Origin of the sequence: Rathayibacter sp. VKM Ac-2835 (assembly GCF_013266705.1) — a bacterium.
Lineage (GTDB): Bacteria > Actinomycetota > Actinomycetes > Actinomycetales > Microbacteriaceae > Rathayibacter.
The window spans coordinates 443,164-468,259 of the sequence record NZ_JABSNQ010000003.1 but is presented as its reverse complement, the minus strand read 5'-3'; the positions used below and the strand labels follow the sequence as shown (position 1 = coordinate 468,259).

Genomic DNA, 25,096 nt, shown 5'->3' with positions numbered 1-25,096 from the left:
TCATCCTTTCACTCCGGATCCGAGATCCGTCGAGACGAAGTAGCGCTGGAACACGATGAAGAGCACGACGACGGGGGCGGCCAGCACGACGGCGCCCGCGAGGATCGCGCCGAACGGGTTGTCGGTCGACGACGCGACGTTGGAGATGTAGTTGGCGAGGGACACGGCGAGCGGCTGCAGCGACGCGTCCTTGGTGATCAGGAACGGCCAGAGGAACTCGTTCCAGGGGCCGATGAAGGTGAGCAGCACGGCCGTCACCAGCGCGGGGCGCACGAGCGGCAGCGCGATGTTCCAGAGCAGCTTGATCTCGCCGGCCCCGTCGATCCGCGCGGCCTCGAACAGCTCCTTGGGCAGCTGCAGGAAGTACTGCCGGAAGATGATCACCGCCGTCGAGTTGATCGCGAACGGCAGGATCATGCCCAGGTGGCTGTCCGCGAGGCCGTAGTCGCGGGCGATCAGCACGTAGAGCGGGATCTGCAGCAGCTGGAACGGGATGACCTGCACCAGCAGCGCGAGCGCGAAGACGGCGTTGCGGCCGCGCCACTCCAGCATGGCCAGCGCGTAGCCCGCCAGCACGCCGAAGACGACCGTGCACAGCAGCACGCCGCCGGTGAAGATCCCGGAGTTGACCAGGCCGGTGAGCAGGCTGATCCGCTCGTTGACGTTCACGTAGTTGTCGAGGGTGAGGTTCCCCGCCTCGGGGATCGCCCCGGCCAGGGTGGGGTCGGGGTCGGTCTGCAGCGAGCCGATCACCATGTAGTAGAAGGGGAACAGGAAGACGATCGCGCCGAGCGCGAGCACCACGCCGCGGAGGATCACGGCCGATCGGCTCGAGGCCGGGCGCTTCCGCCGGGAGGTGACGGGTGCCGGCACGGCCGAGGTCGCGCCTCCGGCACTGGCGAGCGTGCTCATGAGTTCCTCTCCCCGGCGAAGCGGTTCTGCAGGTAGGCGATGACGAGCACGAGCAGCACCAGCACGACGCCGATGGCCGAGGCCACGTCGGGCTGCCCCTGCTGGATGCCCAGCTGGTACATCAGCAGCACGGGTGAGGCGGAGGCGCCGTTGGGCCCGCCGCCGCCGGTGAGCAGGTAGGGCTCGGTGAAGAGGTTCGCGCCGGTCACGGTGGAGACGAGCAGCACCAGCAGCGTCGCCGGCCGCACGCTCGGCACGGTCACCGACCAGAACTGCCGGATGCGGCCCGCGCCGTCGGTCGACGCCGACTCGTAGAGCTCCTTCGGCACGTTCTGCAGCGCCGCCAGGTACAGCAGGATGTAGAAGCCGAGCTGCTTCCAGGTGACGTAGAGCGCGATGATCGGCATCGCGAGCCTGTCGTTGATCAGCCAGGACGGGTCCGGCGCGAGCGGCCCGAGCAGGCTGTTCACGAGGCCGTTCCCGTTGAAGAGGAACAGCCAGACGCCGACGACCGCGACGCTCGCCGTGACGTAGGGCACGTAGAAGCTGACCCGGAGGAACGTGCGCAGGTGCACGACCTTGTCCAGCGCCGAGGCGAGCAGCAGCGAGAGCACCACCGTCAGCGGCACGTTGATCACCAGGAAGATCCCGATGTTGCCGAAGGAGCGGATGACCTGCGGGCTCGAGAACGCGGTGACGAAGTTGCCGAGGCCGACGAACGGGCGCTCGACCTGCACGCCGGGGGCCGCGAAGAAGAAGTCGTGGAAGGCGATGTAGACGGAGTAGCCGACCGGGAACGCGAAGACCGCGAGCACGAACAGCAGGTAGGGGCTGCCGAGCAGCAGCCCGAACGGCTGCGGGCCGAGGACGCGGCGGAGCAGGCTCCGCTTGTCCTGCGGCCGCGGGGCTCCGGCGCCCTGCGGCGCCGGAGCCTTCGGGGCGAGGGTCGTCATCTCACTGCCGTCCGGCGTCTCACTGCTGGCCGGCGAGCCCGGTGACGGTCTCCGCCGCCCCGTCGAGCGCCGACTGCACGTCGCCGTCGCCGAAGATCACGGTCTTGCCCCAGGCGTCGCGGATCGCCTGCAGCATCTGCACGGTGTTCGGGCCCGAGGGCACCTCGATGGTGCGGCTCGCCTGGTCGCCGAAGCGCTGGTAGGCGGGGTTGGCCTCGAAGTAGTCGGCGTAGGTGGTCTGCAGGTCTGTGCGCAGCGGCATCTGGCCGGTGGTCTCCAGCAGCGAGCGGTCCTGCTCCTCACTGGTGGCGAACTTCAGCACCTCCCAGGCGGTGCCCTTGTTCTCGCAGGCGGAGTAGAGGCCGACGTTCTTCGCGTCGCTGAAGGTCCAGGTGTCCTCGGCGGGCGTGCCGTCGGGGGTGGGCACCGAGACGGAGCCCCAGTTGAGGTCCTCGTAGACCGAGACCGCCCACGGTCCGACGATCGACATCGCGGCCTGGCCGTCGGCGAACGCGTCGCCCTGGTACTGCTCGCGGCCGGCGAGGCCCTGGTCGTAGAGGCTCTTCCAGAAGTCGGCGACCTGGTAGCCGGCGTCGTCGGCGAAGGTGGCCTTGCCGTCCTCGACCAGCCCTGTACCTCCGGTCGCCGCGGCGTAGAGCGGCATGAAGTCGAACTGGGTCTGGAAGAACTCGCTGGTCGGCGCGGGCTGGATCGCGGCGGGCGCGGCTCCGGACTCGACGAGGGTCTTCGCGGTGGCGGTGAACTCGTCGTAGGTGGCGAGCGAGGGATTCTCCGGGTCGAGACCGGCCGCGGTGAAGACGTCCTTGTTGTAGAAGATGACGACCGGGTTGCTCTTCCACGGCATCTGGAAGTAGTCGCCGTCGGCGTTCTGGTACTGCTCGGCGAGGTCGCCGCTGCGGGTCTCGATGTAGTCGACGCCGTCCTCGAACTCGGACAGGTTCACGAGGCCGCCCTGGCGCTCGAACTGGCCGACCGCGCTGGGCGCCGTGTTGAAGACGAGGCAGGGCGCGTTTCCTGCGGTGATCGCGGCGCCGATGACCTCCTCGCTGCTCTTGCCGGCCGGGATCTCCTGGCCGGTGATCTGCTCGTCGGGGTGGTCGGCGTTCCAGGCGTCGACCATCGACTTCCCCCACTGCACCTCCTGCTCGTTGTTCGAGTACCAGATGGTGATCGGGCCGGTCGCGGTCAGGTCGGTGGAGGCGCCTCCCCCGCCGCCACTGCAGGCGGTCAGTCCGAGGGTCGCGAGCGAGGCGATGCCCACTCCGGTCAGCCAGCGTCTCTTCATCGAGGCCATGGTGTTCTCCTTGTTCTGCGCGTGCGCGGCGGTGCGCAGGCGCGTCAGTGGATCGGGTTCAGGGGGTCGGGGTCAGTGGAGTCAGGATTCGGGACCGCGGCGCGGCGGTCGAACGGCGGACCACGAGTCCTGCGGGCTCGAGGTCGACGTCGGGGGCGGTGCCGTTCTCGATCAGGTCGAGGAGGGTCCGCGCGGCCGCCTCGCCCCAGCGCGCGGGGCGCGTGCGGGCCGAGGTGAGCGACGGGTAGACGTGCGCGGCGATCTCGGAGTCGTCGAAGCCGGTGATCGAGAGGTCGTCCGGCAGGCGCAGCCCGCGGGTGTGCGCGACGCCGAGGCCGGCGATGGCCATCGGGTCGTTGGCGAAGACGATCGCGGTGGGCGGCACGGCGGAGTCGAGCAGGGTCTCGGTGGCGCTCGCGCCCTGGCCGGCGCTGAAGTCGGTGGCGACGACAGGGCCGGGCTCGAGGCCGGCGTCGGCGCAGGCGCGCTCGAACGCCTCGCGGCGGCGGAGGGAGTGCAGCAGGTGCCCGGAGCCGGCGACGTGAGCGATCCGGCGGTGGCCGAGCGCGGCGAGGTGCTGCACGGCGCCGGTGATGCCGGCGGTGTCGTCCATCACGACCGCGGGCGAGGTCGAGCCGTCGAGGCGACCGAGAGTGACCGCGGGCAGCCCGAGCTCGGCGAGCAGCGCCGGGCGGGCGTCGGCCTCGCGGAGGTCGCTGAGGAAGACGCCGTCGACGCGGCGATCGGCCGCGAGCGTGCGGTAGACCGCCTCCTCCGAGGCGCCCGGGTCGACGACACTGAGCACCAGCACCCGGCCGTGCTCGGCGAGCACCCGCTCGACCCCGGAGATGAAGGCGGGGAAGAACGGGTCGGCCGCGATGACCTCGGGGTCGCGGGCCACGACGAGCCCGACCGCGAACGAGACGCTCGTCGAGAGCGAGCGGGCGGTGAGGCTGGGGCGGTAGCCGAGCTCGGCGGCGACGCGGAGGATCCGCTCGCGCGACTCCGGCGAGACGCCCGGCCGGTCGTTGAGCGCGAAGGAGACGAGCGCCTTGCTGACGCCGGCCACGCGGGCGACGTCGAGGATCGTCGGTCGTGCCGCCATGGCCGCGCCTCCTGCTCGTCGTCGAGTGGTCTGAACCGGTTTACTTAACCGGTTCAGGCACCGTAGCAGGCGTGGGCGGGCGGGCGGAAGTGCCGGCGTCGCACTGATCCCCGGATCGAGACCTGCGCCCGCCCGAACATGCTGGTCGAGTAGCCCCGAAGGGGCGTATCGAGACCGAACATCGCCAGCAGGGCGGGTCTGCAGACTCGCGTTCTGACGTCGATGGATCTCGAGACGCCCACTCCGCGGGCTGCTCGATCAGCATGGGGGCCCGCTGCGCGGGCACCTCGATCGGCATGCTTTCGCCAGCGGACCCGCGATGGGGCTCGCGCCGCGAGCAGGCCCCCGCCCGCGTCCACTCACGAGCGCCGACCTACGCGAGTGGACGCCTACTGGGCCCTGCGCTCCAGCAGGACCCCGTTCCGGGTCCACTCGCCGTACATGCTGGTCGAGTAGCCCCGCAGGGGCGTACATGCTGGTCGAGTAGCCCCGCAGGGGCGTATCGAGACCCGACGTCGCCGGCAGGGCGGGACTGCGGACTCGCCTTCGGGCGGTGGTGGATCTCGATACGCCCGCTGCGCGCGCTACTCGATCAGCATGGGCCCGTCCCCGCGGGCACGCCGATCGGCGTGGAGGCCCGCTGCGCGGGCTACCCATCAGCCGGGAGGCTCGCTCCGTGGGCTGCTCGATCAGCATGCAGGGGGCCCGAGCCGTCGGCACGTCGAAACCCGACAGTTGCCGGAGAAGGTCTATGCATACGCATGCACGATGTGAGAGGGTCGGTTGTCGCGACAGGCAACCCGAAACTGCCGTCGTGACGAAGACCTGAGCGGCACGGGCATCCCGAGCGGCGCACCTCGCGTGCGGCGCTGCCCCGCCGCTCTCACGCCCGCCGCCGGCCCGCCTCCTTCCGGAGCGCCCGGGCCCGCGCTCCTCACCCCCAAGGACACCCTGATGAACGACACCCGCCTGCGCTCCACCCTGCCCACCTCGCCCACCCTGCCCCGCCGCAACGTCCTCTCCGGCGCCGCCTGGTCGGTCCCCGTGATCGCCGTCGCGATCGCCACGCCGGCCGCCGCCGCCTCGACCGCCCCCGAGGCGGACAAGGGCCCGATCACCGGCACCATCGCCTTCACGCCGGTCCAGTACCACGGCACGCGCGCCGGCGACCGGGTCGACTTCCCGGTCCTGACCGGCGTCGTCACGATCTCCCGCGGACCGCTGCCGACGAAGGTCTTCCTCAACTTCTCCGAGGTCAGCGAAGGACGCGTCGACCTCCGCCGCGACGCCGGCCGGTACGTCGCGGTCGACCCGGCGACGGGCCGCTTCGAGGTCCACGGCGTCTACAACGCGATCGTCGGCGGCGACAACCCGTTCGGCTTCGTCTACGCGGGCGTCGAGGCGGAGGACGCCGACGGCGCCGTCTTCGGCTACACGGTGGCCGAGCTGATCGGCTGATCGGCTGACCGGCCGGGCCCGTCGCCGACCCGCGGGCCCGCCTGGACTACTTTGAACCGACGGTGCTCCCGAGGCACGCGTCGAGGAGGAGCAGCCCATGCCGCCCGAGGGCCAAGGATTCTCGCCCGAGCCGCTCCAGAACATCGTCGAGCGCCTCGCCGGCGTGCTGGGACGCTCGGTCGCCGTCGACGACGCGGAGCTCCAGCTCCTCGCGCACAGCGCGCACTTCGGCGACGAGGACCAGGGCCGGGTCGAGTCCCTGGTCGGCCGCTCCGTCTCGCCGGAGCGCGCCGAGTGGGCGCGGCGGGCCGGCGTGCTCCGCGCGACCACCGCGTTCTTCACCGATGCGGCGCCGGAGCTGGGGCTTCGGCGCCGCTACGTCGCCCCTGTGCGCGTGGACCGCGAGCTCGCCGCGGTGATCTGGATCATCGACGACGAGACGCTCACCGAGGCCGACTTCGCCGCGGTCGACCGGGCCGTCGACGACATGCGCACCGTGCTCGTCCGCCGCGCGATGACCTTCGACGACGGCCTCCAGCAGGTCGAGGCGCAGGTGCTCGCCCTGCTCTCCGATCGCTCCGACGACCGGATCGACGCGGCCGAGGAGATCGCCGCGGGCGGCCTCTTCCGCGGCTGCGTCGCCTATCAGGTGCTCGGCCTCGTGCTCGGGACGGGCGAGGGCGACCGCCCGATCGGCGCCCCGGTCCGGGTGATCGCGCGAGCCGTCGCCCCGCACAGCTCCGGGGTCGCCGTCGCCCGCACCGATCAGGGGGTCGTCGTCCTGGTCGGCTACTCGGTCGCCCCCGCCGACGACCGGATCGACGCGCTCGTCGACGCGCTGCGGCGCGGGCTCGAGAGCGCCGGCATCGCAGCCACGCTCGGCGTCGGCGCGCTCGTCTCGGAGCTGGGCGACGTGCTGCTCTCGCACGAGCAGGCCGAGTGCGCGGCCCGCGTCGCCGGGGTGACCGGTGTCGGCGGGACCCGCTGGGACCGATCGGGCCTGGACGGCATGCTCGCGGCGCTGCTGCCGGCCGGGCTGCCCGCGCACCTGGTGCCGCCCGAGCTCGGGCGCGCGATGCAGGACCAGTCCGAGGACAACATCCTCGCCGTGCGCACCTTCCTGGCGAACGCGGGCAACGTCGTGCAGACCGGCGCGGACCTGCATCTGCACCGCACCACCGTCTACTACCGCCTCAGCCGCTTCGCCGAGACGACCGGGCTCGACCTCGCCGACGGCGACACCCGGCTGATGCTGCAGCTCTGGTTCCGGATGGCGCCGTACGTCCGGATCGACGAGGCCTGACTCGCCGAGGGGGCTGACGGGCCGAGGGCTGACTGGCCGCGGGAGGCAGGCGACACCGGCGCTCCGACAGCCGTCGAGCCGGATCCGCCGACCCTTCGACAGCAGCACGTGACCCCGCGGCGCGCCCTCTGCCTACCATCGGGCATGCCTTCGAATCCTGGACCCGTCTGCGTCGTCGGCGCGGGCATCATCGGCGCCTCCGCCGCCCTGCACCTGATCGAGCTCGGCGCCCGCGACGTCACCGTGATCGACGCCGGCTCGCCGCTCAGCGGCACCACACCGGCCGGTGCCGGCTTCGTCGCCCGCTACGGCGCCGACAGCAACCGCCGCATCGGCACGCACGCGATCCCGCTCGAGGAGTACGGCCTCTCCTTCTACCGGGGCCTGCACGACGACGGCGTCGAGATCGAGTACTCGGCCAACGGCAACATCGCGATCGCCCGCACCGAGCGCACCCTGACCACCCTCGTCGAGGGCATCGTCCGCCACCCGCTGGCGTCCCCGGGCACCCGCGCGCTGAGCGCGGACGAGGTCGCGGCGATGACCTTCGGCGCGGTCGACCCGGCGAGCGTCGTCGGCGGCGTGCTGCTGCCCGACGCGATCCAGGTCACCACCGGCCTCGCGCTGCAGGAGGTCCTCCGCCGGGCCGAGGCGCTGGGCGTCCGCTTCTCCTGGGGGACCGAGGCGACCGGGATCCGGCGCGACGGCGACCGGGTGACCGGCGTCGAGACGACGGCGGGCGTCGTCGACGCCGCGACCGTCGTGCTCGCCGCGGGAGCCTGGACCCCCTCGCTCCTGGGCACCGTCGGCCGGGCGCTGCCGCTCATCCCCACCGTCGCGACCCGCTTCGTCTCCGAGCAGGCCGGCCTCTCACCGTTGATGCCGACCGTGCAGAGCCTCGACCTGGGCCTCTGGCTGCGCGAGCTGCGCGGCGCCTTCTCCTGGGGCGGCGGGTTCGCCTACCGCCGCGTCTCGGTGCTCGAGCGCGAGGAGGGCCTGGAGCGCGCCTTCGACCGCCCCGTCTCGCCGCAGCTGATCGAGGCGCAGCGCGAGTACCAGGCGGCCGTCGCCGAGGTGTTCCCCGCGCTCGCGGGGCTCGGCACCGCCGAGATCATCCAGGGCATGCCGGTCTACTCCGTCGACGGCGGACTGTACGTCGGGCCCGTGCCCGAGTGCGACGGCCTCTGGGTGCTCGCGGGCGACAACGAGTCCGGAGTCACGCACGGGCCCGGCATGGGCCGCCTCGCCGCCGAGATGATCACCGGGACGGAGCCGTTCGCCGATCCCGACCCGTTCCGCCTCGATCGCGTCGACCCCGCGCTCTACCCGGACGAGGCGTCGATGATCGCGGCGATGGCCGGCGACCGCGTGCTGAAGGCGATGCGCTGACACGCGGACCGCGCTGACGTCCTCTCCGCGCCAGGATCCCCTCCGCACCGGCCGGCCGCCCTCCCGCTCCGCGGCGGGGGCGGCCGCTCGTCGTCGTCAGCTCCGCGGCAGAGCGAGGGCGGTGAGGATCGCCGTCTCGGCCGCGACGGCCCGGTCGAGCTCCCGCAGGTCGACGTTCTCGTCCGGTCCGTGCACGCGCGAGTCGGCGTCGGCGATCGCGGTGATGCAGACGACGGACGCCGGGAACGCCGCGGCGAGCGCGCTGACGACGGGGATCCCGCCGCCGCCGCCGAGCAGGTCGGGCGCCCGCCCCCACGCCTCGCGGAGGGCGTCGACCACGACGGCCGAGATCCGGGCGTCGCTCCACGGCTCGCTCCGGCTGACCTCGTCGACGCGGACCTGCGCGCCGAACGGCCGCTGCGCGAGCAGGTGCGCCCGGAGCGCGTCCGCCGCGTCGGCGGTCGGCAGCCCCGGCGGCACCCGCAGCGACAGGCGCGCGCGCACCCACGGGAGGAGCACGTTGGCCGACTCCGCGACGGCGGGCGCGTCGATCCCGAGCACGGAGAGAGCGGGCGACGCCCAGAGCGCGGTCGCGAGGTCGTCCGCGACGTGCACGCTGTCGAGCAGCCCGAGGCGCACCCGGAACGCGGCGGGATCGACCCGGGCGGTCGCGGGGCCGGCGATGCGCAGCCCCGGCACGGCCACCTCGCCGCGCTCGTCGTGGAGGGAGGAGACGAGCCGGCAGAGCGCGGTCAGGGCGTCGAGCACCCCGCCGCCGTTGATGCCGCTGTGCGCGGGCTCGGTCATCACCGCGACCTGGACGTCGACCGCGAGAAGCCCCCGCAGCGACGTGGTCAGGGAGGGGGTGCCGCGGGTCGCGTTCACGCCGTCGTTGACGAGGACGAGCGCGGGCGGCTCGTCGAGCGCGAGGCCCGCGAGCAGCGCGGGAGCCCCGGGCGAGCCGACCTCCTCGCCGCCGTCGAGGAGCACGATCAGACCGAGCGCGCGGTCGGCGTCTGCGTTGGAGTCCAAGGCGTCGAGCGCGTCGATCGCCGCGAGGTGCGCGACCACGCCCGCCTTGTTGTCGGCGCTGCCCCGGCCGGCGAGGACGTCGCCGCGGCGGACCGGGACGAACGGATCCGTCGTCCAGCCGGCGCCCGCGGGCTGCACGTCGTGGTGCGCGTAGAGCAGAGCGGAGGGGACTCCCGGGCGCAGCCCCCGGGTCGCCGCGACGGACGGGCGGCCGGTGCCGTCCTCGACGAGCCGGACCTCGAAGCCGCGCTCCCGCAGCATCCCGGCCAGCAGCGCGGCGCTGCGGTGCAGGTCGGGCAGGCGCGCGGGGTCGGCCGAGACGGTCGGCAGCGCGACCAGCTCGCCCAGCAGCCGGGCCCGCTCCTCGCGGTCCAGGAGACTCCAGCGCGCCGGCTCGCCGACCATCAGGCCACCGCCCGCACGTCGTCCTCGGTCGCGACCTCGGCCAGGGCCGCGGCGAGCCGGTCGACCGCGGTCCGCGGGACGCCGGCGAGGTTGATCCGCCCCGAGGGGAGGCCGTAGGCGCCGAACTCGCTCCGGAGCCGGTGCATGGCCGCCGCCGACAGCGGGAGGGAGAGGAACAGACCGCGCTGCTCGCGCAGAGCGGCGAACCGCGAGGGCGCGCCCGCCGCGAGCGCGCCGGCGACCAGGCCGTCCCGGAGCCGGGCGACCCGGTGCCGCATCCGCTCGAGCTCGTCCCGCCACGACCGCTCGAGCTCCTCGTCGCCGAGGATCGTGGCGACGATCGCCGCTCCGTGGTGCGGGGGCTGGGAGTACGCGGCGCGTGCGATGCCCTCGAGGGTGCTCATCGCGCCCGGTGTCCCGCTCGGGTCCAGGAGCAGGAGGGCGCAGCCGACCCGCTCGCTGTAGAGGCTGAACGCCTTCGAGCAGCTGACCGAGACCACGGCCTCGGGGACGCGGGCGAGCAGGCGGCGCATCCCGGCGAGGTCCTCCTCGAGACCGTCGCCGAGGCCGTAGTAGGCCTGGTCGACGAAGGGGATCACGCCGGCGCGGACGATCTCGTCGGTCAGCCGGTCCCACATCGCGGTGGTCAGTGAGGCGCCGGTCGGGTTGTGGCAGTTGCCCTGCAGCAGCACCGCGTCGCCCGGGCGGGCCGAGCGGAGTGCCTCGATCGTGGGCTCGAGCCAGGGCAGCCCGGACTCGTCCACGAACGGCACCGCCTGGACGGCGAGGCCCGCGGCCCGGAGCACGGGCGCGTGGTTCACGTAGGAGGGCGCGCCCAGGATCACCCGGCGCCCCGGCTCGAAGTGCGCGAGGAACTCGGCCAGCAGCCGCAGCGCCCCGGTGCCCGCGACGGTCTGCACGCTGATCGCCCTCTGCGCGAGCTCGTCGCCGAGCAGGAGGGCGCTCATCCGCGCGGTGAACTCGGGGTGGCCGCTCGGACCCCGGTACTGCTTCGACTCGCGGCGCTCGAGCAGCCGGCGCTCGGCGGCGTGCACGGCGTCCATCACCGGGGCCCGCAGGCTCTCGTCGCGGTAGACGCCGAGGGTGAGATCGAGGCGATCGGGCCGCGGGTCGGCGGCGTAGCGGCGGGTGAGCTCCCAGACGGGGTCCGGAGCGAGGCTGTGCGCGGTGACGATCATCGGGGACTCCTGGTCGGGGACGGGCGGGACGGGGTGCGTGACGGGGTGCGGGACGGGGACGGGCGGACCGGGGACGGGCTGCGAGGAGGAAGGGCGGCGCCCGCGGGGACGGCGCGCGGCGCCGCGTTCGCGACGATCACGCCGAGCACGATCACGGCGAGTCCGATCAGCTCGCTCACCGGCGGCACCTCGCCGAGCAGCGGCAGGGCGAGCAGAGCGGTGACCACCGGGCTCAGCGAGCCGAAGGCCGCCGCGCGCCCCGCCCCGAGCGAGCGGACGGCGACCGTGTAGGCGAGCGCCGCGACGACGCCGACCCCGATCCCCTGGACGAGGCCGAAGACGGCGACGGCGCCCGGATCCGCCGAGCCGGAGAGCAGGGTGGTCGGCAGGGCGCCCGTGACGGCGGCGAGCAGGCTCAGCAGGAACGACGGCAGGCAGACCGCGACCACCACGGAGACCGGCGTCAGCCGCGTCCGCCGCAGCCCGAGCGTGTACACGGCCCAGAGGACGCCCGCGCCGAGCAGGATCGCGATCCCCAGGGTGACCGAGGCTTCCGAGGTGAGCAGCACGATGACGACGACGCCGACCACGATCGCGCCGAGGCCCGCGAGCCGGGTGCGACTCGGGCGCTCGCTCAGCAGCAGCAGTCCGAGCACGGCGACGAAGACCGGCACCGAGCCGGGGATCACCAGGCCGACGAGGGCGGCGCTCGTCAGGCTCCCGCCCGCGGCCGCCGTCAGGAAGTAGGGCAGCCCCGCACCGAGCGCGAGGCAGGCGACCGTGAGCGGCGACTCGCGCCGGATCGCCCGCAGGGCGCCGGGGATCGCCGGCGCCAGCACCAGCAGCGGCACGCCGAAGCGCAGGAGGGCGACGTCGCCCGTGCCCAGCCCCGATCCGCCGATGCCGCGGATGCTCAGGGCGAAGCCGGCCCAGGTGGCCACGGTCGCGATCATCGCGAGGCTCCCGACGAGCGCGGAGCGCGGGGGCGGGGTCATGACGGTCCTCTCGGCGGGCCGGCGGATCCCGGCTCCTCCGAGGCTAGATCGCGGGCCCCGGCGCACGATTGCGGATTCGAGCGCAGAAGTGGCCTGCAGGAGCAGGATCTGCCACAGTCAGCGACATGGACGACATCGACGTGCGCATTCTCGAGGAGCTCCAGCGGGACGGGCGCCTCAGCAACCAGGACCTCGCCGACAGGGTGGGCCTCTCCCCCTCGCCGTGCCTGCGCCGGGTCCGCCGGCTCGAGGAGGACGGCGTGCTGATCGGCTACCGCGCCGTCGTCGACCCCCGCGCGGTGGGCCTGGCGATCACCGCCTTCGTGCGGCTGCGCCTCGAGAGCCACAGCCCCGAGATCGTCGAGCAGGTCGAGGCCGCCATCCGCGGGATCCCGCACGTGACCGAGGCGTACCTGATGGCAGGCGACAGCGATTTCCTGCTCAAGATCGCCGTCGAGGACCTCGAGGGCTACGAGACGCTGGTACGCACGAGGATCCGGATGATCCCCGCACTGGCGTCGATCGAGACCTCCTTCGCCTACGGAGTGACCAAGCCGCAGTCCCCTCTTCCCGCGCGCCGGTGAGCGCGCGAGGCGCCGTCCGGCCGTTCAGACAGCTGTCGGAACGGCCGCCCCGAGAACGCGAATCCTGACGGGGAGGGGCGCGGGACGCACTGCCTAGCGTGAGACGGGCCGGATCGACCGGCGCTGCCGGAAGGAGCCCCGTGTCCGTCTCCCTGCCCCTCGTCCTCCCCGGGCGTCGCGGCGTGAAGAGCGCCTCGAACCCCCTCCTGCGCTATCTCTTCCTCCGATTCCTGCTGATCGTGCCGACGGTGCTCATCCTCGTCACGATGGTCTTCTTCCTGATGCGCCTGACCGGCGACCCGATCACGGCCGCCCTCGGCGGTCGCCTCTCGGCCGCCGAGCTGGCCACCCGGGTGGCGGCGGCCGGCTACGACCGCCCCGTGATCGTCCAGTACGTCGAGTACCTCGGCGGCGTCCTGCGGGGTGACTTCGGCACCACCCTCAGCGACAACCGCCCGGTCACCGAGGTCCTCGCCGTCTACGGCGCCGCGACCTTCGAGCTGGCCGGCTACGCGCTCCTGGTGGCCCTGATCGTCGGGGTGCCGCTCGGCGCCCTCGCCGCCCGCCGGCGCGACCGGATGCCCGACATCGTCCTGCGCGTCCTCGCGATCCTCAGCTACGCGACCCCGGTCTTCTTCGCCGGGCTGCTGCTCAAGCTGGTCTTCGGCGTCGTCCTCGACCTGGTGCCCACCGCGGGCCGCTCGAGCACCGGGACGGAGCTCCTGCTCTCGACGATGCCGCAGCCGACCGGGCTCTTCCTGGTCGACGCGCTGCGCACCGGCGACACCTCCGCGGTGACGGACGTCCTCGCCCACGCCGTCCTGCCGGGGCTGACGCTCGGCCTGCTCACCGCCGGCACGTTCCTCCGCCTCGTGCGCACCAACATGATCGGCACCCTGCAGGCCGGCTACGTCGAGGCGGGCCGCTCCCGCGGCGTCTCCGAGGGGCGGCTCGTCTCCCGGCACGCCTTCCGACCCGCCCTGATCCCGATCATCACCGTCATCGGCATGCAGATCGCGATGCTCCTGGGCGGCGCGGTCCTCACCGAGACGACCTTCGAGTGGCGCGGCCTGGGCTTCATGCTCGGCCAGTACCTCGCCGCCCGCGACTTCGTCGCCGTGCAGGGCATCGTCGCCGTGCTCGCGATCATCGTCGCCGTCACCAACTTCGTCGTCGACGTCCTCGCCGCCCTGATCGATCCCCGAGTGAGGTTCTGAGATGACCACCGCCGTCGCCCCGCCGCGCCTCCTGCGCGACCGCCTCCCCCTCGTCGCGCAGGTGCGCAGCAGCGCCGGGTCCCAGCGCGCGATGCTCCTGATCGGGCTCGCGCTGGTCGCCGCCCTCGTGATCGTCGCCGCGTGCGCGTCACTCCTGGCGCCGTTCGGCTACGACCAGCTGTCCGAAGGCGGCCGCAACTTCGGCGCGCAGCAGCCGCCCGGTGGTCAGCACCTGCTGGGCACCACGGTCGGCGGCTACGACGTCCTCTCCCGCACCCTGTGGGGCGCGCGGACGGCGGTCCAGGTGATCGCCCTGTCGCTGCTGACCTCGGTCGCGGCGGGCGTGCTGCTCGGCGCCGTCTCGGGCTACGTCGGCGGCTGGCTCGACAAGATCCTCGTGGTGCTCGCCGACGCCGTCTACGCGTTCCCGAGCCTGCTGCTCGCGATCGTCCTGTCGATCGTGATCTCCGGCGGCCAGTCGAGTCTCTGGGGCGGAGTCGTCGCCGCGGCGATGTCCATCACCGTGGTGTTCGTCCCACAGTACTTCCGGGTGGTCCGGGCCGAGGTGCTCCGGGTGGTCTCGGAGTCGTTCGTGGAGTCGGCCCGGGTGATGGGCGCGCGCGACCGGCGGATCCTGCTGCGGCACGTGCTCCGCAACTCCACCCGCACGCTGCCCGTCATCATCACGCTGAACGCCTCCGAGGCGATCATGACCCTCGCCGGGCTCGGCTTCCTCGGCTTCGGCATCGAGCCGACCTCGGCCGCCGAGTGGGGCTACGACCTCAACCGCTCGGTGCAGGACGTCACGAGCGGGGTCTGGTGGACCTGCGTCGCTCCCGGCGTCGCGATCATGATCGTCGTGCTCGGGATCACCCTCGTCGGCGAGAGCCTCAACGACCTGTCCGACCCCCGCCTGCGCGTCCGCCGCCGCAGCCAGAGAAAGGCCCGGCGATGACCGCCGTACTGAGCATCCGCGACCTCCGCGTCGTCTTCGACACCGATCACGGCCCCGTCGCGGCGCTCGAGGGCGTCGATCTCGACGTCGCGCCCGGGGAGATCGTCGCGCTCGTGGGCGAGTCGGGCTCGGGCAAGACCGTGACCGGCAAGGCGGTCCTCGGGCTGCTGCCGGAGTCGGCGATCGTCTCGGGCAGCATCCGGCTGCGGGACGGCGACGGCGACGTCGAGATCGTCGGCGCCCCCGAGAGGACGATGCGGCGGCTGCGAGGCGCGGCGGCCGCGATGGTGTTCCAGGAGCCGTCGACCGCCCTGAACCCCGTCTTCACCGTGGGCTGGCAGATCGTCGAGGGGATCCGCGCGCACACCTCGCTCGGCCGGCGGGCGGCGCGGGCCGAGGCGGTCCGCGTGCTCCGGACGGTCGGCATCCCCGACCCCGAGAAGCGGATCGACGACTACCCGCACCAGTTCTCCGGCGGCCAGAAGCAGCGCATCGTGATCGCGATGGCGCTGATCCAGGGCGCGCCGCTGATCGTCGCCGACGAGCCGACGACCGCGCTCGACGTGACCGTGCAGGCCGAGATCCTCCAGCTGCTGCGCACGCTGCGGCACGACCTCGGCGGCTCGATGCTGCTGATCACGCACAACATGGGCGTGGTGGCCGATCTCGCCGACCGGGTGATCGTCATGAACGGCGGCCGGATCGTCGAGAGCGCCGACGTGCAGTCGCTGTTCGCGGATCCGCAGCACGAGTACACCCGCTCGCTCCTGGCCGCGGTGCCGCGCATCGGGGCGGGCGACGCCGGGGAGCCGGCGGCCGTGCCGGAGCCCTCGGCCGAGGCGCCGCTCGTCGCCGCGGAGCACCTCGAGATCGTCTACCCCGGGCGGATGGGCCGCCCCTCCTTCACCGCGATCGCGGACCTGTCGCTGTCCCTCGCGTCCGGCGAGGTCCTGGGCCTGGTCGGCGAGTCCGGCTCGGGCAAGACGACGCTCGCCCGGGCCATCGCCGGGCTGGTCCCCGCCACCGGAGGATCGCTGTCGGTCCTCGGCGCGGAGCTCGTCGGCCGCCGCGCGGGTCTGGGCGCCGCGGCGCGCGCGGACCTCGGCTTCGTCTTCCAGGACCCGGCGACCAGCTTCAACCCGTTCCTGACCATCGGCGAGTGCATCGCCGAGCCGTTCGTCATCCACGGGCGCGCCGAGTCGACCGCCGCCGTGCGAGCCGAGGTGCACGAGCTGCTCGACGCCGTGCGCCTGCCCCGCGGCTTCGCCGATCGCTTCCCGCACGAGCTCTCGGGCGGTCAGCGGCAGCGCGCCTCGCTCGCCCGGGCGATCGCCCTCCGCCCGCGACTGCTCATCGCCGACGAGCCCACCAGCGCGCTCGACGTCTCGGTGCAGGCGACCGTGCTCGATCTGTTCGCCGAGCTGCAGAGCGCCCTCGGCTTCGGCTGCCTCTTCGTCAGCCACGACCTCGCCGTCGTCGATCGGATCGCCGGCCGGGTCGTCGTGCTGCGGCAGGGCGCGATCGTCGAGCAGGGCCCGACCCGCGAGGTGCTGCGCGCGCCCCGCGAGGCGTACACGCGGAAGCTGCTCGCGTCGCTCCCCGTGCCGGACCCGGTGCTGCAGCGGGCCGCCCGCGAGGCGCTGGCGGCCGCGGGCTGAGTCCGCGCGCGGCGGGCCAACTCCGCCGGCCGACTCCGCGCGCTGCGGCGCCGGGCCGCGCCCGCGGGCGGTGCGGCTCGGCGCGGCGCGGCGCGGCGCGGCGCGGCGCGGCGCGGCTCGGCTCAGGCCGCCGCGAACCGCCGCGGGGCCGCGATGCCCGCCGTCAGATCCGCGAGCACCCGGCCGATCGCCGGGGTGAACTTGAAGCCGTGGCCGGAGAAGCCGGCTCCCACGACGACCGGTCCGCTGCGGTCCAGGACGAAGTCCTCGTTCTCGGTCATCGTGTAGGTGCAGCTGATGACGTCGCAGACCTCGGCGTCCGCGCCGGGGATCCACTCCGCGACGTAGCGGCGCAGGGCGGCGAGCTGCTCGGGCACCGGCCGCCGGGTGCGGCGGTCCGGGTCGACGCTCGCGCCCACGCCGTGCCAGCCGACCTTGAGGCCCTCGCCGGGCGTGAGCATGCCGTAGACGGGGCTGAGGAAGAAGGAGTGGTCGGAGCGGTCCGGGTCCGGCGTGTGGTTGAAGCTCGGCCAGACCGCATCGGGGGTCCGCAGGCGGAAGTGCGCGGGGTGCTCCTCGGAGACCCGGAGCGGGCGCAGCGGCACGGTGCCGGCGAGCAGGGGCCGCGTCCAGGCGCCGGCCGTGACGACGACGCGGCGCGCGTGGTACTCGGTGTCGTCGGTGGTGACGACCACGGAGTCCGGGCCGACGACGTCCAGCCCGCGCACCGGCGAGTCGTAGCGGAACCGCGCACCGCGGCGCTCGGCGCCGGAGCGCAGCGCGGTCAGCGCATCGGCCGCGCGGATGCGCCCGCTGCTGGGGACGTGCAGCACCTCGCTCTCGAAGCGGAGCGCGGGCCAGCGGTCGCGGGCCTCGGCGGCGGAGAGGAAGTCGCTCGCGACGCCGTGGGCCTCGTGCGCACGGCGGACCGCGCGGAGCGGCTCGACGGCCCCGTGGTTCACGAGGCCCACCCGGTCCAGCAGCGTCACGCCCTCCTCCGCGCTCAGGCGCTCCCAGAGCTCGGACGCCTCGTCGAGCAGCGCGAGGTAGTCGTCGGAGGCGTAGGCCTGATTGAAGTTGCGGGTGCGACCGTGCGACGCCCCGTGGGAGTGCCCGGGGGCGAACTGCTCGAGCAGGACCACGTCCGTGCCGCGCTGAGCCAGCTGCCAGGCGGTGGCCGAGCCCATCGCGCCTCCTCCGATGACGACCGTGTCGACGTTCTCGCGCACCGTGACCTCTCTCTCCCGGACCGACCCGCGCGGAACGAGGAGACCTCCACTCTGGCGGCCGGCGCCGACCGCGGCCATGGACAGCTGGCGAGCCCGGGGGCCCCGCGACTCAGCAGACGTCGAACCCGGCCGGACGCGAGCGGGCGCCGGACGCGAGCGCGGTCCGACAGATGTCGCAACTCGGCCCCGCAGTCCCCGACGACTACTCGACGCCGGACGCACGCTCCCTCGCCACCATGGAGCCAGCGCCCCGACGCGCTCCTCCCTCCCCCGCCTCCCCGGCCGACCCGCAAGGAGTTCCCATGAGACCTCGACCACTGGCTCCCCTCGTCGTCGCCGGCGCGGCGGTGGCCCTCGCCCTCACCGCCTGCTCCCCCGGCACGAGCAGCCCGCAGGCCGCCCCCGGGATCCTGCTCGGCACCACCGACAAGGTGACCGCCCTGGACCCGGCCGCCTCCTGGGACCTCGGCTCGGCGACGCTGCAGAACCAGGTCTTCTCCTGGCTGCTGACCTCCGCCCCCGGCTCCACGGACCCCGTGCCGGACCTCGCGGCCTCCGCCGAGTTCACCGACTCCACCCACTACCGCGTGGTGCTGCGCCCGGACGCGACCTTCGCGAACGGCAACGCGATCACCGCCTCCGACGTCGTCTTCTCCTTCCAGCGCCAGCAGGCGATCGCCGCTCCGAACGGGCCCTCCTCGCTGCTCTCGGACCTGGTCTCGGTCGAGGCGGAGGACGACTCCACCGTCGTGTTCACGCTGGCCACGCCGGACAACGCGCTCTGGCCGCAGATCCTCACCAGCCCGGCCGGAGCGATCGTCGACGAGGACGTCTTCTCCGCCGACGCGGTCACCACCGACGACGACATCGTCGCCGGCGACGCCTTCAGCGGGCCCTACTCGATCACCAGCTACTCGCTGAACTCGCTCGTGCAGCTCACCCGCAACGACTCCTACGACGGCCTCCTCGGCGCCCCCGCCAACGAGTCCGTGATCGTCCGCTACTACGCCGACGAGAGCAACCTCAAGCTCGACATCCAGCGCGGCGAGATCGCGGTCGCCTACCGCACGCTCAACGCGACCGACATCGAGGACCTCCGCGGCGAGGACTCCCTGACGGTGCACTCCGGCCCCGGTGCCGAGATGCGCTTCCTGGTCTTCAACCCCGAGACCATGCCCTACGGCGCCGCGACCCCCGAGGCCGACGCCGACAAGGCGCTCGCCGTCCGCACCGCCGTCGCCGATCTGATCGACCGCGACGAGCTGTCCGAGCAGGTCTACCGCGGCACCTACGCGCCGGTCTACTCGATCGTCCCGAGCGCGCTGACCGGCTCGACCCCCGCCTACGAGCAGGCCTTCGGCGACGGGAGCGGCGGTCCCAGCCCCGACGAGGCGGCGTCCGTGCTGCAGGCGGCCGGCATCACCGGGCCCGTCGACCTCAAGCTGCAGTACAACACCGACCACTACGGCTCCAGCACCTCGGACGAGTACGCGCTGATCAAGAACCAGCTCGAGCGCACCGGGCTGTTCACGGTCGACCTGCAGTCGACGGAGTGGACGCAGTACGTGAAGGAGAAGGCGACGTCGTACCCGCTGTACCAGCAGGGCTGGTTCGCCGACTACCCGGACTCGGACAACTACCTCAACCTGCTCTACGGGACGGACGAGGCGCCCTCGATCCTCGGCGCGGCCGTCCAGGACGACGCGTACAACGAGGTCGTCCTGCGCGAGCGCAGCCTCGCCGCCGGCGACGAGCGCACCGCTGCCATCGAGGAGGCGCAGCGCCTGGCCGCCGAGAAGGCGATCACCGTGCCGCTGCTCGAGGGCACGGAGACGGTCATCGCCTCGAAGGAGATCTCGGGGATCGACGAGACGCTCGACGGCTCCGGGCGCTTCCGCTTCGGACTGCTGAAGAGCGAGTAGGCGCGCCGGTCCGCGGATCCTCGTCGAGCCGGCCGCCCTCGCCCGTGACCACCGTCACCGGGCGAGGGCGGCCAGCTCGGCCCGGTTGCGCGCGCCGGCCTTGCGCAGCAGGTTCGACACGTGGAACTTCGCGGTGTTGCCGCTGATGCCGAGGTCGTCCGCGATCCGCTGGTTCGATGCGCCGAGCGTGATCAGGTTCAGCACCTCGCGCTCGCGGGCGCTCAATTCGGCGAGGTCCAGTCCGTCCGGCTGAGCCGGCGGGTCCAGCGGCAGGCGGATCGACAGGGTCGAGCCCCAGCCCGCGGTCGACGCGATCGAGAGCTCGCCGTCGAGACCGCGGACGCGCTCGGCGATCGGGCGCAGCGCCTCGTCGCGGGTGGTCAGCTCGCCGCGGCCGTCGTCGCGGATCTCGACGAGCAGGTTCAGTCCGTCGCAGTCCCACTGGATCCGCACGCGACGCGTCTGCTCCGACTCCACGAACGCCAGCACGGCGCTGCGGACGATCGCACGGGCCGCGTGCGCGACCTCGCCGGGCAGGGCGCGGCCGGTGGCCGGCGGCTCGACGAACTGAACGTCGAGGTCGCCGAACCGCACGAGCGGGCGCAGATCGCGCCGCAGCCGGGCGAAGGCGCCGACGACCGGCTCGAGCATCGCGCTTCGCTGCTCGTCGGAGGCGGTGCGCAGCTCGACCAGCGCGTTCGCGGCGATGTCGATCGCGACGGTCCGGGCCGCCCGGTCGTCCAGGCGCTCGGCGCGCAGGGCGGCGAGCACCGACTCCAGCGCCACCGCGTGCCGGTCGGCCTGCTCGGCGACGGTGCGGGCGTGCTGCTGCAGCAGCGAGCGGGAGGCGGGGGTCTCGGCGGGCTCCATGCTCCGAACCTACCCGTCCTACCCGCGCGAGGCGCGACCCACCCGATCGGGTAGGCCGACCCGTCCCATCGGGTGGTGGGAGCCGCTCTCCCGTGAGCGCAGGCTGGCCGCATGCCCGCCACCACCGACGTCACCACCGACCCCGCCCAGGCCCTCGCCGCGATCGTCGCCGAGGTGTCGACAGCGACCGCCGCGCTCACGACCGACCGCCTCGAGCCGGTCGCCGAGCTGCTCGCGGGCGCCGAGCGCGTCTTCGTGCACGGCGCCGGCCGCTCCGGGCTCGCGCTGCGGATGACCGCCATGCGCCTGATGCACCTCGGTCTCGTCGTGCACGTGGTCGGCGACGTCACCACACCCGCGATCCGCGAGGGCGACGTGCTGCTCACCGCGAGCGGCTCCGGCACCACCGGCGGCATCGTCCGCGCGGCGCAGTCCGCCGTCGACGCCGGCGCGCGGGTCGCCGCGATCACCACCGCCGCCGGGTCCCCGCTGGCCGAGCTGGCCGCCGCCGTCGTGATCGTGCCGGCCGCCGACAAGCTCGACCGCTCGGGCGCCGCCTCGGCGCAGTACTCCGGCGGGCTCTTCGAGCAGGTCGTCGTGCTCACCGGCGACGCCCTGTTCCACGCCCTCTGGAAGCGCGGCGGCGCGAGCGCCGACGAGCTCTGGCCGCGCCACGCGAACCTCGAATGACGACCGGCCCCACCCTCCTCACCATCCCCACCTCGACAGGAAGAAGCACCCCGTGAAGCTCCAGTTCGCCATGGACACCCTCAGCACCGACGCCGCCCTCGAGCTCGCCGCCGCGGCCGCCCCGCACGTCGACATCCTCGAGCTCGGCACCCCGCTGATCAAGAGCGCCGGCCTCTCGGCCATCACCGCCGTCAAGGAGGCGCACCCCGACAAGACGGTCTTCGCCGACCTCAAGACGATGGACGCCGGCGAGCTCGAGGCCGACATGGCCTTCAAGGCCGGCGCCGACCTGGTGACCGTCCTCGGCGTCGCCGGCGACAGCACCATCGCCGGCGCGATCGCCGCCGGCAAGAAGCACGGCAAGGGCGTGGTCGTCGACCTCATCGGCGTCCCCGACAAGGCCGCCCGCGCCCGCGAGGTCGTCGCACTCGGCGCCGAGTTCGTCGAGATGCACGCCGGTCTCGACGAGCAGGCCGAGGAGGGCTTCACCTTCGAGACGCTCCTGCGCGACGGCGAGGCCTCGGGCGTCCCGTTCTCGGTCGCGGGCGGCGTGAGCACCGCCACCATCGAGTCCGTGCAGCGCGCGGGCGCCGTGGTCGCCGTCGCGGGCGGCGCGATCTACGGGGCGCCCGACGTGGGTGCGGCCGCCGCCGCGCTGCGCGCCGCGATCGTCTGATCGCCGCCATCGCCTGATCCCCCCGGGGCGGCGCCGCGCTCACGCGCAGCGCCGCCCTTCCTTCTGCCACCACTCCGACGCGATCCCGCCACCAGGGAGGCGGCCGGCCTCAGGTCGCAGATCCGGGACAATTGCGGGATGACTGGACGCGACGTCGAGCTGCCGACCGGCTACGAGCCGTTCTTGCGTTCGCTGGCGTCGCGCGTTCAGGATGCGCAGCTGCGCGCTCAGCGCACCGTGAACGCGCAGCTCGTCAGCCTGTACTGGGAGCTCGGCCGCGCGATCCTCGACCAGCAGGCCAAGGAGCCGTGGGGCACCCGGGTCCTCGACCGGCTCGCGGAAGACCTGCGCCGAGAGTTCCCGGCGATGACGGGTCTGTCTCGCAGCAACCTCTTCTACATGCGCGCCTTCGCCGCCGCCTGGCCCGATCGGGAGAAAGTCCCACAGGCTGTGGGACATCTGCCCTGGGGCCACGTCCGCCTGCTCCTCGACAAGCTCTCCACCCCTGACGTGCGCGCGGCGTACGCCGCCGCCGCGGCCGAGAACTCGTGGACGCGGTCGATGCTGCTCACCCACGTGAAGAACCAGACCCTGGAGCGGTCCGGTCGGGCACCGTCGAACTACGTCGACCGGCTCGCGCCCGCCGACTCGGCTCTCGCTCGGGAGATCGCCAAGGACCCCTACGTCTTCGACTTCCTGAACCTCAGCGCGGACGCTGCCGAGCGCACCATGGAGAACGCCCTCCTCGACCGCATCGCAGAGACGCTGCAGGAGCTCGGCACCGGGTTCACCTTCGCCGGCCGCCAGGTGCATTTCGAGGTCAGCGGCCGGGACTTCTCCCTCGACCTGCTCTTCTTCCACACCGAGCAGCTCCGGTACGTCGTCGTCGAACTCAAGAAGGGCGACTTCGAGCCCGCGTTCACCGGCCAGCTCGGGTTCTCCATCGCCCTCGTCGACGAACGACTCCGACGGCCGAGCCACGCTCCGACCATCGGCATCCTCATCTGCGGCGACAAGGACGAGCACATCGTCCGCTACGCCCTCAGCCAGGCAGCATCGCCCATCGCCGTCGCGACCTACACCTACGACGCGCTACCCGACGCCGAGCGTCTCGCGCTTCCCGACGAGCAGCGCATCATCGCCGCCATCGACGCCAGCGGGGTCGTCGACGAATAGTCCCACAGACCGTGGGAATATTGATGATTCCTCACTACATCGCCCTGGGTGCGGCCGACTCACTGGGACACCGTGCTTCTCCGCGGCGCCGAGACGAGCGGACTTCTTCGGCGCCTTCTCGCGAATCCTGGGCGCGAGGTCGCCGCCACCGCCGCGCTGCGAGCCGCCATCCTCTGATTCCGGCGCGGCGCCGGGCGCCTTTCTCCAGGGCCACTGCTCGCCATCGCGCCACGCCTCCGACTTGACCCCTCCCGCCTCAGCCCTCCATACTCGTCAAAACGAACTTTGAGTTCACCTAGTGAACTCCGCATCCCTCAACGACGAGCGGAAGGAACACCCCATGGGGTTGGCTGTCTGGGCCCTCATCGCGTACATCGCGGTCATCGTGATCTGGAGCGTCGCGCTCAAGCGCGGCATCGGCGAGGCCATGGTGGTCGGCTTCCTGGTCGTCTGCGCCTTCGGCGGCGGCGACTTCCTCCGCCTGGTCCTGGTCGGCATGCAGTCCGCCTTCGACCAGGAGATCGTGTTCGCCGCGCTGGCCTTCACCTTCATCGGCTTCCTGCTCGCCTCCACCGGGGTCATCGACCGGCAGGTCGACCTGCTGAACTCGCTGCTCGGCCGCCTCCGTGGCGGGGCGGGCTACGTCGCCACCGTCGGCTCGGCGCTGTTCGGCGCGGTCGCGCACTCCGGATCCGCCAACGCGGCGACCATGGGCTCGGTCGCGATCCCGTGGATGAAGCGCTCGAACTGGCCGCCGCACGTGGCCGCGACGCTGATCGCCGGGAACGCGGGCAACGGCACCGTCATCCCGCCGAGCGCCTCGTTCTTCATCCTGATCGGCACCGCCACCGTCGCGCCGTACATCTCGATCGACCAGCTGCTGCTCGCGATGTTCGCCGCCGCCGCCTGGTGCATCCTCTGGCGCCTCATCGTCGTCTTCTACTTCGTCCGCAAGTACAAGATCGGCCGCGTCGCCGCCGCCGACATCCTGCCGTTCGCGAAGTCGTTCCACCGCGGCTGGACCTCGCTGCTCGTCTTCCTCGGCATCGTCATCCCCGTGGTCGTCACTCTCGGCCCCACCGGCGAGGCACTGATCGGCGTGCTCGGCGCGGACGTCATGGACACGGTCAGCATCATCGTCTGGATCCCCGTGCTGCTCGGCCTCTTCGCCGCCGCGCTGGGCTGGCGCGGCCTGCCGAAGTCGGGCCGGGAGTGGTACGGCTTCGTCGCGAAGACGGCGCCCCGCTACCGCGACATCGGCGCCACCCTGGTCTTCGCCTTCGCCGGCGGTGCCGTGCTCACCGAGCTCGGCCTGGCCGAGCAGCTCTCCAGCGTGCTCAACGGGCTGAACGCCTCGCCCGTCGTGATGTCGGTGATCGTCGCCGTGATGGTCGTCCTGGTCGCCGGGCCGCTGAGCTCGACGGCGACCATCGCCACGATCGGCGGGATCGGCTTCAGCGTCCTCGTCGCCTCGGGCGTCGATCCGGTGCTCGCCGCGTGCGTCGTCCTCGTCGCCGCCTCGACCGAGGGCGCCTCCCCGCCCGGTGCCTCCGCGATCTACATCGCGACCGGCATCGCGCAGGTGAACCCGGTGAAGACGTTCGTCCCGCTGATCGTGCTCTACGTCCTCCCGATCCTGCTCATCGCCGCCCTCATCGGGCCGGGCTGGCTGCCGGTGCCGCACTGATGCGCGCCCGCCTCCGCTCCCGCGTCCGTCCCGCCGCCGTCCCGCCCTCGTCCTGGAGACACTGATGTCCGAAGAAACCGCCCCCCGCGACTCCCCGCACGGCCCCGGCCGTCAGCGCGTCATCTCCGTGATGACCACCGTCTTCGTGGTCCTCCTCGTCACGATGCTCGTGCTCGGCACGATCCTCGTCCTGCTGCAGATCGCCGGCCTGATCGTCGTGAACGGCGGGCTGATCTCCGGCGCCTCCGCCGCGCTCAGCCCGTGGACGTTCGGCGTCGCCGGCGTGCTCGGCATCTGGACGCTCCTCCTCTCCTACGCCCACGGCTGGAAGCCCGCCGACTAGGCGGCGCCCCCTCGACACGGAAC

General features: G+C 73.0%; 22 protein-coding genes. 13 read left to right on the top strand and 9 right to left on the bottom strand.

Annotated features, from left to right (window positions below):
* The 4 genes from HRK28_RS15930 to HRK28_RS15915 are packed head-to-tail and all read right to left on the bottom strand — an operon-like array spanning position 1 to position 4,285.
* Positions 1 to 912 carry a carbohydrate ABC transporter permease gene (locus tag HRK28_RS15930; RefSeq protein WP_173252317.1) on the bottom strand — a complete coding sequence of 304 codons (912 nt, stop codon included), beginning with the start codon at positions 910 to 912 and terminating at the stop codon, positions 1 to 3.
* Positions 909 to 1,865, bottom strand: coding sequence for a carbohydrate ABC transporter permease (locus tag HRK28_RS15925; protein WP_173252316.1), 957 nt, complete (start codon positions 1,863 to 1,865; stop codon positions 909 to 911). The genes HRK28_RS15930 and HRK28_RS15925 overlap by 4 nt, the downstream gene beginning before the upstream one ends.
* Positions 1,866 to 1,884: 19 nt before the next feature.
* Positions 1,885 to 3,180: an extracellular solute-binding protein gene (locus tag HRK28_RS15920; RefSeq protein ID WP_244231736.1), complete on the bottom strand. Its 1,296-nt coding sequence runs from the start codon at positions 3,178 to 3,180 to the stop codon at positions 1,885 to 1,887.
* Between the two features lie 58 nt (positions 3,181 to 3,238).
* Entirely contained in the window at positions 3,239 to 4,285 is a 1,047-nt protein-coding gene (locus HRK28_RS15915) for a LacI family DNA-binding transcriptional regulator (protein WP_173252315.1), read from the bottom strand.
* A 954-nt stretch (positions 4,286 to 5,239) separates the two neighbouring features.
* On the opposite strand from HRK28_RS15915, the gene HRK28_RS15910 reads away from it, so the two are divergent.
* The 3 genes from HRK28_RS15910 (at position 5,240) to HRK28_RS15900 (ending at position 8,435) form a co-directional block, all read left to right on the top strand.
* Positions 5,240 to 5,743, top strand: a complete 504-nt coding sequence (locus HRK28_RS15910) for a hypothetical protein (protein WP_173252314.1) — start codon at positions 5,240 to 5,242, stop codon at positions 5,741 to 5,743.
* A 97-nt stretch (positions 5,744 to 5,840) separates the two neighbouring features.
* Positions 5,841 to 7,046 carry a CdaR family transcriptional regulator gene (locus HRK28_RS15905; RefSeq protein ID WP_173252313.1) on the top strand — a complete coding sequence of 402 codons (1,206 nt, stop codon included), beginning with the start codon at positions 5,841 to 5,843 and terminating at the stop codon, positions 7,044 to 7,046.
* Between the two features lie 144 nt (positions 7,047 to 7,190).
* On the top strand, positions 7,191 to 8,435 hold the full coding sequence (locus HRK28_RS15900) for an FAD-binding oxidoreductase (protein ID WP_173252312.1): 1,245 nt from the start codon (positions 7,191 to 7,193) through the stop codon (positions 8,433 to 8,435).
* Between the two features lie 96 nt (positions 8,436 to 8,531).
* On the opposite strand, the gene HRK28_RS15895 is transcribed toward HRK28_RS15900, so the two are convergent.
* From HRK28_RS15895 to HRK28_RS15885, 3 genes are read right to left on the bottom strand one after another with little or no spacing between them, the layout of a single operon-like run.
* Entirely contained in the window at positions 8,532 to 9,872 is a 1,341-nt protein-coding gene (locus HRK28_RS15895; protein WP_173252311.1) for a M20/M25/M40 family metallo-hydrolase, read from the bottom strand.
* The gene (locus HRK28_RS15890; RefSeq protein ID WP_173252310.1) at positions 9,872 to 11,071 is read right to left on the bottom strand and encodes an aromatic amino acid transaminase; all 1,200 of its coding nucleotides are present in this window, start codon (positions 11,069 to 11,071) and stop codon (positions 9,872 to 9,874) included. Before HRK28_RS15890 ends, HRK28_RS15895 begins: the two co-directional genes overlap by 1 nt.
* On the bottom strand, positions 11,068 to 12,066 hold the full coding sequence (locus tag HRK28_RS15885) for a DMT family transporter (protein ID WP_173252309.1): 999 nt from the start codon (positions 12,064 to 12,066) through the stop codon (positions 11,068 to 11,070). The genes HRK28_RS15890 and HRK28_RS15885 overlap by 4 nt, the downstream gene beginning before the upstream one ends.
* A gap of 125 nt (positions 12,067 to 12,191) precedes the next feature.
* Here HRK28_RS15885 and HRK28_RS15880 point away from each other — a divergent pair, with 125 nt between their 5' ends.
* The 4 genes from HRK28_RS15880 (at position 12,192) to HRK28_RS15865 (ending at position 16,480) form a co-directional block, all read left to right on the top strand.
* A complete protein-coding gene (locus HRK28_RS15880) occupies positions 12,192 to 12,650 on the top strand; it encodes an Lrp/AsnC family transcriptional regulator (protein WP_173252308.1) in 459 nt (152 codons plus the stop codon).
* A 152-nt stretch (positions 12,651 to 12,802) separates the two neighbouring features.
* A complete protein-coding gene (locus tag HRK28_RS15875) occupies positions 12,803 to 13,867 on the top strand; it encodes an ABC transporter permease (RefSeq protein WP_254304975.1) in 1,065 nt (354 codons plus the stop codon).
* A gap of 1 nt (position 13,868) precedes the next feature.
* Positions 13,869 to 14,822, top strand: coding sequence for an ABC transporter permease (locus HRK28_RS15870; RefSeq protein ID WP_173252307.1), 954 nt, complete (start codon positions 13,869 to 13,871; stop codon positions 14,820 to 14,822).
* On the top strand, positions 14,819 to 16,480 hold the full coding sequence (locus HRK28_RS15865; RefSeq protein WP_173252306.1) for an ABC transporter ATP-binding protein: 1,662 nt from the start codon (positions 14,819 to 14,821) through the stop codon (positions 16,478 to 16,480). The genes HRK28_RS15870 and HRK28_RS15865 overlap by 4 nt, the downstream gene beginning before the upstream one ends.
* Positions 16,481 to 16,602: 122 nt before the next feature.
* Here HRK28_RS15865 and HRK28_RS15860 read toward each other — a convergent pair whose 3' ends face one another.
* Positions 16,603 to 17,709 (bottom strand): FAD-dependent oxidoreductase, encoded by a 1,107-nt coding sequence (locus HRK28_RS15860; RefSeq protein WP_367948446.1) that lies wholly within the window; start codon positions 17,707 to 17,709, stop codon positions 16,603 to 16,605.
* A 302-nt stretch (positions 17,710 to 18,011) separates the two neighbouring features.
* Between HRK28_RS15860 and HRK28_RS15855 the strand changes: the two genes are divergently transcribed.
* Positions 18,012 to 19,631, top strand: coding sequence for an ABC transporter substrate-binding protein (locus tag HRK28_RS15855; protein ID WP_173252304.1), 1,620 nt, complete (start codon positions 18,012 to 18,014; stop codon positions 19,629 to 19,631).
* A gap of 54 nt (positions 19,632 to 19,685) precedes the next feature.
* Here the strand turns inward: HRK28_RS15855 and HRK28_RS15850 are convergent, their stop codons facing one another.
* A complete protein-coding gene (locus HRK28_RS15850) occupies positions 19,686 to 20,501 on the bottom strand; it encodes a response regulator transcription factor family protein (protein ID WP_173252303.1) in 816 nt (271 codons plus the stop codon).
* A 111-nt stretch (positions 20,502 to 20,612) separates the two neighbouring features.
* On the opposite strand from HRK28_RS15850, the gene hxlB reads away from it, so the two are divergent.
* The 5 genes from hxlB to HRK28_RS15825 all read left to right on the top strand — a co-directional run bounded on the left by hxlB (position 20,613) and on the right by HRK28_RS15825 (position 25,073).
* On the top strand, positions 20,613 to 21,191 hold the full coding sequence (gene hxlB / locus HRK28_RS15845) for a 6-phospho-3-hexuloisomerase (RefSeq protein WP_173252302.1): 579 nt from the start codon (positions 20,613 to 20,615) through the stop codon (positions 21,189 to 21,191).
* Between the two features lie 52 nt (positions 21,192 to 21,243).
* Entirely contained in the window at positions 21,244 to 21,867 is a 624-nt protein-coding gene (gene hxlA / locus HRK28_RS15840) for a 3-hexulose-6-phosphate synthase (protein WP_160086493.1), read from the top strand.
* Between the two features lie 138 nt (positions 21,868 to 22,005).
* Positions 22,006 to 23,043, top strand: coding sequence for a YhcG family protein (locus HRK28_RS15835; protein WP_173252301.1), 1,038 nt, complete (start codon positions 22,006 to 22,008; stop codon positions 23,041 to 23,043).
* A gap of 340 nt (positions 23,044 to 23,383) precedes the next feature.
* Positions 23,384 to 24,730 (top strand): TRAP transporter large permease subunit, encoded by a 1,347-nt coding sequence (locus tag HRK28_RS15830; protein ID WP_173252300.1) that lies wholly within the window; start codon positions 23,384 to 23,386, stop codon positions 24,728 to 24,730.
* Positions 24,731 to 24,794: 64 nt separating this feature from the next.
* Positions 24,795 to 25,073, top strand: a complete 279-nt coding sequence (locus tag HRK28_RS15825; RefSeq protein WP_173252299.1) for a hypothetical protein — start codon at positions 24,795 to 24,797, stop codon at positions 25,071 to 25,073.
* Positions 25,074 to 25,096 lie beyond the last annotated feature (23 nt).